The organism is Pseudomonas sp. MF5691 (assembly GCF_016405645.1).
GTDB classification, from domain to species: domain Bacteria; phylum Pseudomonadota; class Gammaproteobacteria; order Pseudomonadales; family Pseudomonadaceae; genus Aquipseudomonas; species Aquipseudomonas shahriarae.
On the sequence record NZ_JAEKDC010000004.1, the window covers coordinates 142,098 to 154,504 of the forward strand.

The 12,407-nt window shown below is 51.6% G+C and carries 10 protein-coding genes; all 10 read right to left on the bottom strand.

Translation table 11 applies throughout. From position 1 onward, the window contains the following. Positions 1-34 precede the first annotated feature (34 nt). Positions 35-1,057: an EpsG family protein gene (locus tag JFT44_RS29055; protein WP_374067469.1), complete on the bottom strand. Its 1,023-nt coding sequence runs from the start codon at positions 1,055-1,057 to the stop codon at positions 35-37. Beyond that, positions 1,054-2,061, bottom strand: coding sequence for a glycosyltransferase family 2 protein (locus JFT44_RS08180; RefSeq protein WP_198830531.1), 1,008 nt, complete (start codon positions 2,059-2,061; stop codon positions 1,054-1,056). Before JFT44_RS08180 ends, JFT44_RS29055 begins: the two co-directional genes overlap by 4 nt. A gap of 97 nt (positions 2,062-2,158) precedes the next feature. Beyond that, positions 2,159-3,343, bottom strand: a complete 1,185-nt coding sequence (locus JFT44_RS08185) for an oligosaccharide flippase family protein (RefSeq protein WP_269835603.1) — start codon at positions 3,341-3,343, stop codon at positions 2,159-2,161. Positions 3,344-3,926: 583 nt separating this feature from the next. Next, on the bottom strand, positions 3,927-5,297 hold the full coding sequence (locus tag JFT44_RS08190) for a Wzz/FepE/Etk N-terminal domain-containing protein (RefSeq protein ID WP_198830533.1): 1,371 nt from the start codon (positions 5,295-5,297) through the stop codon (positions 3,927-3,929). A 367-nt stretch (positions 5,298-5,664) separates the two neighbouring features. Then, complete coding sequence (locus JFT44_RS08195) at positions 5,665-5,898, bottom strand: lipopolysaccharide assembly protein LapA domain-containing protein (protein ID WP_198830534.1); 234 nt, start codon at positions 5,896-5,898, stop codon at positions 5,665-5,667. Positions 5,899-5,923: 25 nt separating this feature from the next. Then, positions 5,924-6,220 (bottom strand): integration host factor subunit beta, encoded by a 297-nt coding sequence (ihfB, locus tag JFT44_RS08200; RefSeq protein WP_008437689.1) that lies wholly within the window; start codon positions 6,218-6,220, stop codon positions 5,924-5,926. Positions 6,221-6,550: 330 nt separating this feature from the next. Next, positions 6,551-8,245 (bottom strand): 30S ribosomal protein S1, encoded by a 1,695-nt coding sequence (gene rpsA, locus JFT44_RS08205; protein ID WP_029298694.1) that lies wholly within the window; start codon positions 8,243-8,245, stop codon positions 6,551-6,553. Between the two features lie 121 nt (positions 8,246-8,366). Next, positions 8,367-9,056 carry a (d)CMP kinase gene (cmk, locus tag JFT44_RS08210; protein WP_029298696.1) on the bottom strand — a complete coding sequence of 230 codons (690 nt, stop codon included), beginning with the start codon at positions 9,054-9,056 and terminating at the stop codon, positions 8,367-8,369. Beyond that, entirely contained in the window at positions 9,053-11,263 is a 2,211-nt protein-coding gene (locus JFT44_RS08215; protein ID WP_198830576.1) for a bifunctional prephenate dehydrogenase/3-phosphoshikimate 1-carboxyvinyltransferase, read from the bottom strand. Before JFT44_RS08215 ends, cmk begins: the two co-directional genes overlap by 4 nt. A gap of 28 nt (positions 11,264-11,291) precedes the next feature. Then, positions 11,292-12,404 carry a histidinol-phosphate transaminase gene (gene hisC, locus JFT44_RS08220; protein WP_169389656.1) on the bottom strand — a complete coding sequence of 371 codons (1,113 nt, stop codon included), beginning with the start codon at positions 12,402-12,404 and terminating at the stop codon, positions 11,292-11,294. Positions 12,405-12,407 lie beyond the last annotated feature (3 nt).

Below are 12,407 nucleotides of genomic sequence, written 5' to 3' on the forward strand. Positions count from 1 at the left end.
TGCAAACGCCTCACACAATACCCTACTTGGCACCTCAGTTCAAAAACAGATTATTTTTCCACATCGGAATATAAGTCTCTTCTGCAACTGGAACCAGAAAAAACAACACCAGGTAGCCAACAAAAATAACGATATACGATAACAAAAACAGATATGTTCGCCGCTTTAAGAACAGAGAGTTCACACAGTGTAAGATATTAAAAAATATGATGACCCTCAACACTCGAATAAAAATATCGGACTCAAAATACAGCCCAAGAAAAAACAACGAAAAAATATTTATATTTAAAATAAACGCGAGTTCTTTATCTCGCCCTGTCGAACAGTCGATTCTGCAAAGACTTTTTCTTTCTGCCATGACCGCAAATACAAACAATACAAACGAAACCAGGTGAGCAAAGATATTTGCGAGGATACTTTTCCATGTCGTACTATAAAAATTGAAATGGCTTGCCATGCTATCCGGTAGTGGCAGAGCGTATCTGGCCAGTACGTAGCAAACTATAACCACCAGATAAGCAAGAAAAAACCTTCCTAGAGGTATGACTCTATTAAGGGGCATAAAGATAAACACCATAAACATCAGCGATGACTGGTGTATGGCCGTCGCCACCAATATAAGAATCGCATACTTCAATCTACAATACTTCCGCCCCTCATAGAGGGTCACTATCCCTTGAAGAAAAACTGCAAATGCAAGAAAATTTCGCATCAGCACGAAATCAAGTGAAAAGAAACAGATCATGTAAAGGATTAACGATACAAACGGTGACAATGTTCGTTTAGCTATATATCTGAAAACCAAAAATAGCGTAACCAACGAAATCAGAATTTGAAACGTTTGAAATGAAAGACCCGATTGATTCGCAATAATATTCAAGTACCCATAACCGATCTCCCCTCCCCAACTGGAGAAAGTGTCACGCGTGTGATAGTACAGCTCGTATACATCTCTGTCGCCGTTCCAGGAGTTCCAACCATACAACCCCCACATTATAAAAAACACCAATAATGCGAAAAATATGGACAACGATCTTTTTTTGTACACCCGCGTCACCCCTTAGAAAACTTACTTTTGAGAAAGCCCGAAATGCTTTGGGCTTTCTTGATACCCAAGTATCTCCTAATTAACCGAGAGGTCATGGAGCGCAGGGAGAAGAATCCGGGATTCAAGATGATTTTCGCAACAGAAATTTCAAATGGGATATCGAGAAGTAAACTATTCGGGTGCTTCAACGGAAACGTCATTGCTTTGGTCTCAAGACCACAAAATCTTTCCACCATCACGTCTTGCAGGCTATTACCGCCGTGAGTAGAATCGTTATCGACACCGATATTTTTAATTTGGTTATATTTTGGCACCACTGCATATACGTTGTGTACACGCATGGAAAAACTCATCTGATAGTCCCATGAATAAAACTTTCCGTGCGCTTCTTTCGCGTCGAGTTCATATTCAAGGTTATACTTATCCTGATAATATAAGTTCTTATATTGATACTCGTCTATCAACCGGCCCCGGACATACTTGTTCTGCCAAAGCGCAAGTTCGCCATCGTAAAATCTATTGAATTTATCAGCCCATGACGCCCAACCACACGGCATCATATTTTTGGTGAACACGTAGCTGGAGCCGTCTTGAGGCTCGTATTCTTTCAGATAGTTCGTACCACAGACCCAAAGCACGCGAGTGTCATTTTTATACTTAACAAGCACTTCTTCGCAAAACTTAAAAAATGAAAGTTCTGGAAAGTTGTCATCCTCAAGAAAAATAGCAACCTTTTCGCGCTGAAATACCCACTTTGCGCCTTCAGCGATGTTGGAATAAACACCTATATTCTCGGACTCATACTTCTTGATGACCTCACAATCCCACGTGATCGCATTTTCAATGGCTTCCCTGCACTTCGCGGCCTGAGCTTTCTCTTCTTCGCTCCGCCCACCATCGGCCAGCAAATAGAGCTTGGCAGGCGCCACCCTGGAAATTTGCTTGATGACCTCCAGTGGCTTATCTATTCTTTTAAACAGAAATAAAACGACTGGGATATTAAACTGTTCCATTACGTTTGCGTACTCCAACTGTCATAGGGACCCTGCTTCCAGTTAAACACTGGCCTGCGGCATAATCATTCAGTGCACAACCATCTGCCTTGATAGACTAATACCCCTCCACCTTCTTGACCAAAGAGAAACTATAGACAATTTCCAGCAACGCCGAACTAACAAGTGCTAGCACCACGGAATAAACACTCCAACTCACCATTAGATAAGCCGCACAAAAGACATAAAACGAAATAACAGAGACGACCTGATTTCGCAAAACAAAATCGTATCGCTGATGCGGGACATATATAAAATATATATGACTACCTACAATCAAGAATGTCATAATATTAAAACTTAACAAAATCGACAAATAATAAGCGTCATGCATATCATGCACTGACACAAGGTCTACCACCCAGTAACCACCCACTATCACTGAAAGAATACACAACAACCCTACAAAAAATTCGATTCTAATTACCTTGCTCACAATATTTTTTTGCGCTTTTTTTACCATCATTGGAAAGAGCGCAGCATTAATGTTAGAAGCTAGCAAGCTCGGCACCGAAAATATCTTGTTCGCCAAATCGTAAATCGCCAACTCTTTCATGCCAAAGAAGGAACCTATTATAATCTCAACGCTTTTTTGCTTTAACGTGTTGGTCGCGGTTGACCAGAAAAAAGGCTGCACCTCACTGAGCAACGCTCTCACATTCGACAGCGCCGGCCACTGCATCGGAGAATTACTCATTTTCAGTGCAACAATAAACGCAACAATCGATGAAATCACGTTAGTCAAAACAACGATAGAGGTATAAACAACAATATCCCCTTCGCCTTTAATCGAAAAATAAATAAGGGGTAGCGACAACAATTTAAACGAAATTTGAATCAGCGTTAGTATTTTCATTTTTTGCAACCCATGAAAATACCAAGTTGGCAAAAACATGCATGACACAGTATTTGCAAAACATAGAACGAACAGCAGACTGTTCGTTCTTAAAAAATCAATATTAAAAACAAGAACAAGGAATACAGCGACAGCTAACACTTCCAAAAAAAGCTTAGCTACAGTAACAGAAGACAACAACGACGCATGCAATTGGCTATCATCTTGGTTCAACGACACCAGCTTTGCAGCGTGCATATCAAAACCAAAATTAATAAAAACCATAAAATAGGTAGCAATACTGGTCGCAAAAACAAACAATCCGTAATTATCAACACCCACCGTATTGATAACGAATGGATAAATTAAAATATAAAAAAAAGAGTTCATGACTTGCAAAATCGTCATATGAGAGTAGTTATTGATTACTCTAATATTTTGCTGATATAGTATTTTGACTGCAGCAAAATTCAACAAACACCTCACAAAAATTTAATATCCAAAAAACACCATTCAACTCAACTCTCAAGACTGCTGGAACCGCCAGCTTGAGGGTGAGGAAAACTCCGTAACAAATCGATTAAAACTAGAGATTTCACCCACGCCCTTAAGGTATGACTGAGATAAGGTCCTCAATGAACAGCTCCTCATTTTATGGATTAATTAAATATCTCATTCCCTGACATTTTGACAGAAAAAACCAAAATTCGCAGTATCAACTCATCGGGGGCACCGAACACCATCCATCGACCTGACGCCCCCCCCTTGACAAGTGCTTTTGGGGAAGAGACCGATATAGCCCTAATCCGACTCGAGCGGTATTCAGACATGACGATGGAGGCAGCATGAGCCTTCGACCGCCTCGAACCCAGCATGCAATGAAACGTGGAGGCACAAGGGCAGCGAACTTTTTCAATGAATGTATCGTTGCCATATAGCTATGCCAGACAAGCATCACCCACTTAACCAGTATCAATTAGCCATCAACCAATTATCGACTTTTTGAAGACTGCTCAATATTTTCCACTACGCCTGCCAAAGCGACAGCGCCCGAAATACGCGACATGCGCTCTGACGAATGTCTGTCGGTAACGCTACGCCAATTGCCAAAGATACTACGCAGCAAGGCAATCGCAATGCCTAAGCCAGCCCCCAGAACGATGCCCAAGGCCAGTATCAAAAACTTCCTCGGCTTAACTGGGCCCAACGGTTCCAGGGCTCGCTTGTCGATGGTGACCATTTTCAGTTGGGTCATGTCGATGTTCAAATTACGTAATCGGGATATCTCTGCTCTTAAAGGCTGGACATTACTCAAGAACAGGTCCTCATTCGTACGGAGCTTCAACATCTCAACCTCACGATTCGACTTCAAAAGCTGAAGCTCTTTTGCGATCTGCGCAATTCGCCCCTCAGTAAAATCATCCGACTTGCGCTGAAGCAACGCAGTCCGCTCAGCTTCCAACGCGTCATATCCCATGAAATACAAAGGCGCTTGCTGGTTATTGATTTCAGTACGCATTACGCTCAAAGCCCCAGGACGCTCAGCATCCCCCAAAGAGGAAGGCGTCGTGGGCTTTTTGATATTCAGTGATTTAGCGATACTAATGGCTTCGCTCAGCTGAACTACTCGGTCAGAGCGCAGCGTCTTGAGCTGGTCACGCAGAGCCTTTAACTCATCTTGCAATTGAGCACGGCGTACATTGTCGACCTCAAGTAAAGATGCAATTCTTGCTTCTTTTTCCGTGTCGTAACTTGAACGGGCGGCGTCGAGTTTTCCCTTCAGCTCTGTCAGTCGATTGCTTACGATAACACCCAAGTCCGCAGCGATTTTATTACGCTCAACTACGGTGACATAGTCAACAAACCCATTTAGAATTGCGACACCATCTATGCCCTTTGGATAATCCATTTCCAGTTTAATATATGAACTTAGAGAATCAGCTTTCTTTGGGTCTGGAAGAACGAGATTAATGGAATTACGGTTAAACGCTTCAAAACTCTGCTCTAACGTACGTCCCGGCTGCTCAAACTGCTTGAATAGCGCCTGATTGGCTCGAAAAAATCCCAGACGTGTATCATAGGACTCCAGAGCGGAGCCCACTTTGATAAGCGCCTCTCCTGGAGGAAGCTGATAGATTTCAGAGCGATTCAGCGCATCCAATTCGTTAATTGCCGCTGGCCGCAAAACACTACTCACTTGATACTGAGGCGTCGCCATAAATGCATAGACGCCAGCGCCCAGAGCAACGATAGCGGTCACCAGCACAATTAGCTTTTTCTGTCTCCAGACAGCCTGATAATACGCAACGAGGTCAATTTCGTCGGATGGAGGGACCAGAGGATCGCGGAAGCTACTACTCACAACAAAAACCTGCCTTCAAGGAGAAACTGCGGGCTCGTTATGCAGACGATCTTGTGGTGATTTTATATTTATAAGAACCGGCCAAAAACCCAGCGTCGCTGCCAAGTCTTGGACACACAAAATGACTGGTATCGAGAACAGGTTGCATTTTGCCATCTCGCCGTCACATTGCAAGACTTGACATAATTTTAAGGCAATTCTCAAACATCGAAGAAGTTGTAAGAATTAAGGCCAGAGAGCCCATTAAAGCCACTATTTCCTGAACACAGAGAAGCGCTTAACGCTTAACCGTCTAGGGAACCGACGCCAAAGGGAAGGCTCAACCCTGCAATACAGCCGACAAACGGTCTGAGCCGTCAGACCAGCCCTACAACACGGGCTTTAGGCGCTTTTTACGACGCACTAGCAAACCCAGAAGCGGCCCCACCAGCATCCCAACAATCAACGCCAATGTCACAAACACCGAAACCGGCAGCTCTGGCGTAGACCATCCCAAAAACGCCAGGGCGACGCCTTGCTGGTTTTCCAGTACGAATGCCAGGATCACCAAGGCGACGATCAGCACAATCAGTACCAGGGCGACGCGCTTTACACCGCGCATAAACTTCTCCTATCCCCAAAAAAACTCAGACGCTTTCTTCTTCGTCTTCGTTCACTCGATCCCGCAATTCCTTGCCCGGTTTGAAGTGGGGCACGAATTTGCCGTCGAGGCTGACGGACTGGCCGGTTTTCGGATTACGGCCCACGCGTGGAGCGCGGTAGTGCAGCGAGAAGCTGCCAAAGCCGCGGATCTCGATCCGATCACCAGTGGCCAGGCACTGGGACATTTGCTCAAGCATGGTCTTGATGGCCAACTCCACATCCTTGGATGAGAGCAGCCCTTGATGGGTGACAATTCGTTCGATCAACTCCGACTTCGTCATATTTTTCCCTTCTTTTTCAAGCAGCTAGGAAAAGCGCTCCGAAGGTTTTAGCATGACCAGATGAATTTGAACAGCCTGTGGCTTGACTTATCTTGCGCAAATTATCGCAACCCCCACAAGACCAAGGATAAGAGCAGGCTCCCCCCAGGAAAGCGCAGGAGACCCTTCCCCAGAAAAGCACTGGAAGTGTGCCTGAATAGCAAGATCACCGCCTGCAAGCAGCCTCAGGACGAACGCACTACACCTGCCAACCTCCCGCCCCGTAAAACCCAAATCACAGGCACAAAAAAGGGCGACCGAAGTCGCCCTTTTTCTATGGTCTGACAGAACTTAGTTCTGTTTTTCCATTTGTGCACGCAACAGGTCGCCCAGAGTGGTCGGACCCGAAGCAATGTCAGAGGTAGCTGGCTTGTCGCGCAGGCTCTGGATTGCTTCTTTCTCTTCGATCTCGTCTTTCGACTTGATGGAGAGTTGGATTACGCGGCTCTTGCGGTCAACGCTGATGATCTTGGCTTCTACTTCCTGGCCTTCTTTCAGAACGTTACGAGCGTCTTCAACGCGGTCACGGCTGATTTCGGAGGCTTTCAGAGTCGCTTCGATATCGTCACCCAAAGTGATGATGGCGCCTTTAGCGTCAACTTCCTTCACGATGCCTTTAACGATTGCACCCTTGTCGTTCTCTTGAACGTACTCGGAGAACGGATCGCTTTCCAGTTGCTTGATACCCAGGGAGATGCGCTCGCGCTCTGGGTCAACCGACAGGATAACGGTGTCCAGCTCGTCGCCCTTCTTGAAACGACGAACAGCTTCTTCGCCAACTTCGTTCCAGGAGATGTCGGACAGGTGAACCAGGCCGTCGATGCCGCCGTCCAGACCAATGAAGATACCGAAATCGGTGATCGACTTGATGGTGCCGGAGATTTTATCGCCCTTGTTGAACTGGCCAGAGAAATCTTCCCATGGGTTAGATTTGCACTGCTTGATGCCCAGGGAGATACGACGACGCTCTTCGTCGATGTCCAGAACCATAACTTCCACTTCGTCGCCGACTTGTACGACTTTCGAAGGGTGGATGTTCTTGTTGGTCCAGTCCATTTCGGAAACGTGTACCAGGCCTTCCACGCCTTCTTCCAGCTCTGCGAAGCAGCCGTAGTCGGTCAGGTTGGTAACACGCGCGGTTACGCGAGTGCTTTCTGGGTAACGGGCTTTGATAGCAACCCATGGATCTTCACCCAGTTGCTTCAGGCCCAGGGAAACACGGTTGCGCTCGCGATCGTATTTCAGAACCTTGACATCGATCTCGTCGCCAACGTTGACGATTTCGGAAGGATGCTTGATACGCTTCCAAGCCATGTCGGTAATGTGCAGCAGGCCATCGACGCCACCCAGATCGACGAATGCGCCGTAATCGGTGAGGTTCTTGACGATACCTTTGACTTGTTGGCCTTCCTGCAGGGATTCCAGCAAAGCTTCACGCTCGGCGGAGTTCTCTGCTTCCAGGACGCTGCGACGGGAAACGACAACGTTGTTGCGCTTCTGATCGAGCTTGATGACCTTGAATTCGAGTTCTTTGCCTTCCAGGTGCGTGGTGTCGCGCACAGGACGAACGTCGACCAAAGAACCTGGCAGGAACGCACGGATGCCGTTAACGTCGACAGTGAAGCCGCCTTTAACCTTACCGTTGATAACGCCCTTGACCACTTCTTCAGCTGCGAAGGCTGCTTCGAGAACAATCCAGCATTCAGCGCGCTTGGCTTTTTCACGGGACAGCTTGGTTTCACCGAAACCGTCTTCAACCGAGTCCAGAGCAACGTGAACTTCGTCACCGACATTGATAGTCAGGTCGCCAGCGTCGTTGTAGAACTGCTCAAGCGGGATGAGTGCTTCAGACTTCAGACCAGCGTGAACGGTTACCCAGCGAGCTTGGTAATCGATATCAACGATAACACCGGTGATGATGGAGCCTGCCTGAAGGTTCAGGGTTTTTAGGCTTTCTTCAAAGAGTTCCGCAAAGCTTTCGCTCATTTTAATTCCTGTTGATAAGGGCGAAGAATACGCCCATCTGCCACACCCCAGACGGTGTGGGTTACGTTCATATAAGAGAAGAAGCCCAGGTCTAGGACTGGTCCCCTGCACTTCCTCTGAGTCATCCGGCGATATCGCGAAGAGCGATTTCACTCAAGATGCGTTCCAACACCTGCTCGATGGACAATTCCGTGGAATCCAGCTGTATGGCGTCAGCCGCCGGTTTGAGCGGGGCTACCGCACGCTGGGTGTCACGCTCATCGCGTGCACGAATCTCATCTAGCAGACTCGACAGACTAACACCATCCACCTTGCCCTTCAACTGCAAGTAACGGCGACGCGCCCGCTCCTCGGCACTGGCCGTCAGGAAAATCTTCAGCGGCGCCTCAGGGAACACCACGGTCCCCATATCACGGCCATCGGCCACAAGGCCCGGTGGCTCCTGGAAAGCCCGTTGACGCTGGAGCAAGGCATCACGCACGGCCGGCAAGGCGGCCACCTGGGAAGCCCAGGAGCCAACCTGCTCGTTACGCAGATCATCGGTTACGTCATCTCCTTCCAGGATAATGCGCAGCGAATGACCTTCGGTCGCGCCGACGAACTGCACGTCAAGGTGAGCCGCCAGCAATACCAACGATGCTTCATTGGTCAGGTCGACGCCATGATTACGTGCGGCGAAAGCCAGCAGGCGATACAACGCCCCGGAGTCCAGCAGACACCACCCCAGACGCTTGGCCAACAAGCCTGCGACGGTGCCTTTGCCAGAGCCGCTCGGCCCGTCGATGGTAATCACCGGTGCTTTGATATTCACAATTGAGCCTCTTGGGCTACACGAATGCCGACTTGGGCAGACAGTGTAAGAAAATTCGGAAAAGATGTAGCTACGTTGGCACAGTCATGGATACGAATCGGCGCAGTGGCACGCAGGGACGCCACACTGAACGCCATGGCGATCCGATGATCACCGTGGGCATGCACTTCACCCCCGGCCATGCCGCCGCCATCAATGATAATCCCATCAGGGGTCGGCACACACTTCACACCCAGCGCCAACAGACCGTCGGCCATTACCTGGATGCGGTCAGACTCCTTGACCCGCAACTCTTCGGCACCACGCAATACCGTGCGCCCCTGGGCGCAAGCGGCGGCGACAAACAGCACTGGGAATTCGTCGATAGCCAGGGGAACCAGCGCTTCGGGAATCTCGATACCCTTGAGCGGTGCCGCGCGTACACGCAGGTCCGCAACCGGTTCACCGCCCACTTCACGCAGGTTTTCCAGGGTGATATCGGCACCCATGAGACGCAGGATATCGATCACCCCGGTGCGGGTAGGATTGATTCCCACATGCTCCAGCAACAATTCGGACCCCTCGGCAATCGAGGCGGCCACCAGGAAGAATGCCGCGGAAGAGATATCACCCGGCACTTCGATGCGCGTGGCCAACAGTGCACGACCCGACTCAACCGCCACCGTTGCGTCAACGACCTCCACCGGGCAGCCAAAACCGCGCAACATCCGCTCGGTATGATCACGGGTGGGCGCAGGCTCGGTCACCGCCGTCCGGCCTTCGGCGTACAAGCCAGCGAGCAACAGACTGGACTTGACCTGGGCGCTAGCCATCGGCAGCGCGTAATTCAACCCCTTGAGCGACTGCCCGCCACGAATAGTCAGCGGTGGCCGGCCTTCCGGCCCGGTTTCGATCACCGCGCCCATCGCCCGTAACGGCTTGGCCACGCGATTCATCGGCCGCTTGGACAGCGAAGCATCGCCGGTCAGGACACTGTCAAAACGCTGCGCCGCCAACAAACCTGACAGCAGGCGCATGGACGTGCCCGAATTGCCGAGATAGATCGGCCCCGGGGCCGGCTTCAAGCCATGCAGGCCCACACCATGGATGGTCACTCGCCCATGATGCGGACCTTCGATCACCACCCCCATGTCGCGGAACGCCTGCAGGGTCGCCAGGGCATCCTCACCCTCAAGGAACCCCTCGACTTCGGTAATACCGTCCGCCAGCGACCCGAGCATGATCGAGCGATGGGAAATGGATTTATCCCCCGGCACCCGGATCTTGCCACTCAATTGCCCACCGGGGCTGGCGACAAACACCACATCGTCAGTGTTGACGGCGGCGTCCATATAGGCACGCCGCGCCAGGATCTTGCTGAAGTGCTCGCGCGCTACCCGTGCACGGGTGAAAACACCCAGCAACTGGTGCCCATCCCCCGCATCGACCGCATCGCGCAAGGCATCCAAGTCACTGCGGAAGGTGTCCAGGGTGCGCAGTACGGCCTCGCGATTGGCGAGAAATATGTCGTGCCACATCACCGGATCGCTCCCGGCAATCCGCGTGAAATCGCGAAAACCGCCGGCGGCGTAACGGAAAATCTCCAGATTTTCGTTGCGCTTGGCCAGGGAGTCGACCAGGCCAAAGGCCAGCAAATGCGGCAGATGACTGGTCGCCGCCAGCACTTCGTCATGGCGCTCGACCTGCATATGCTCGACATCCGCCCCCAGCTCGCGCCACAGCCGATCCACCACCGCCAAGGCGGCGGGATCGGTTTCTGGCAACGGCGTGAGGATCACCTTGTGCCGACGGAACAGTTGGGCGTTGGAGGCTTCCACCCCGCTCTGCTCGGAGCCAGCGATCGGGTGCCCCGGCACGAACCGCGCCGGCATGCCGCCAAACGCCAGCCGCGCCGCGCGCACTACATTGCCTTTGGCACTGCCAACATCAGTGAGGATCGCCTGGCCCAGGTCCATGCCAGCCAGCAGCCCCAGCAGTTTTTCCATGGCCAGGATCGGTACCGCCAACTGAATGACATCGGCGCCCTGGCATGCCAGGGCCAAGTCCGCCTCACAGCGGTCCACCACCCCCAACTCAACCGCCAACCGACGCGATTGCGGGTCCAGATCCACACCGACCACTTCGCCACACAGGCCGCTTTCACGCAGGCCCTTGGCAAAGGAGCCGCCAATCAATCCCAGGCCGACCACCACCAGGCGACCGATCACAGGCACAACAGGTTGCATTGCAATCACATCAACCACGGGCCAGGACCTTGGCCAGCGCCTCAAGGAAGCGACTGTTTTCAGCCGGCAAACCGATGGTGATACGCAGATGGTTGGGCATGCCGTAATTGGCCACCGGACGCACGATCACGCCTTCGCGCAGCAGGCCCTGGAATACCGGAGCGGCCTCCTGGGCGAGATCTACGCAGACAAAGTTGCCCTTGGACTCAATCCAGCCCAGGCCCAACTCACGAAAGCCTTGCTGCAGCTGCTGCATACCGCTTTCGTTGATCCGCCGCCCTTCTTCCAGGTACTCGACATCCTTGAGCGCCGCACAGGCCGCCGCCAGCGCCAGGCTGTTGACGTTGAATGGCTGGCGCACGCGGTTCAGCACATCCGCGACAACGGCTGTGGATAACCCGTAGCCAACCCGCAGCGACGCCAGGCCATAAGCCTTGGAGAACGTGCGCGATACCAGCAGGTTCGGGTAGGCCGCGAGGAAGTCCAGGCCGTTGGGCAAGTCACTGCCTTCGGCGTATTCGATGTAGGCCTCGTCCAGCACCACCAACACGTGCCCAGGCACATCCTGCAGGAACTCGTTCAGCGCGTCGGCACCGAACCAGGTACCGGTCGGGTTGTTCGGGTTGGCGATAAACACTACGCGGGTCTGGGCATCGATGGCCGCCAGCATGGCCGGGAGGTCATGCCCCCAGTCCTTGGCCGCAATCACCCGCGCCTCGGCGCCGACAGCCTGGGTGACAATCGGATACACCGCAAACGCGTGCTCACTGAACACCGCATTCAGGCCCGGGGCCAGATAGGCACGCGCCACCAGTTCCAGGATGTCGTTGGAACCGTTACCCAGGGTCACCTGGCTCAACTCAACCCGGCAGCTCTCGGCCAGCAGGGACTTGAGGGCAAAGCCGTTACCGTCGGGATAACGGGTCAGTTCCGCCAACTCTTCGCGGATCGCCGCCAGCACTTTGGGGCTTGGCCCCAGGGGGTTTTCATTGCTGGCCAGCTTGACGATCTTCGCCGGGTCCAGATTCAACTCGCGCGCCAACTCGTCCACAGGCTTGCCTGGAACGTAAGGCGACAGTTGTTGCACGCCCGGCTGCGCCAGGGCGAGGAAGTTGCCACTCATGTC

What these genes read in the sequence shown, in the direction of transcription:
- JFT44_RS08180 (WP_198830531.1), bottom strand. Translation starts at nt 2,061, where the DNA reads ATGGAACAGTTTAATATCCCAGTCGTTTTATTTCTGTTTAAAAGAATA.
- JFT44_RS08185 (WP_269835603.1), bottom strand. Translation starts at nt 3,343, where the DNA reads ATGACGATTTTGCAAGTCATGAACTCTTTTTTTTATATTTTAATTTAT.
- JFT44_RS08195 (WP_198830534.1), bottom strand. Translation starts at nt 5,898, where the DNA reads ATGCGCGGTGTAAAGCGCGTCGCCCTGGTACTGATTGTGCTGATCGTC.
- ihfB (WP_008437689.1), bottom strand. Translation starts at nt 6,220, where the DNA reads ATGACGAAGTCGGAGTTGATCGAACGAATTGTCACCCATCAAGGGCTG.
- rpsA (WP_029298694.1), bottom strand. Translation starts at nt 8,245, where the DNA reads ATGAGCGAAAGCTTTGCGGAACTCTTTGAAGAAAGCCTAAAAACCCTG.
- hisC (WP_169389656.1), bottom strand. Translation starts at nt 12,404, where the DNA reads ATGAGTGGCAACTTCCTCGCCCTGGCGCAGCCGGGCGTGCAACAACTG.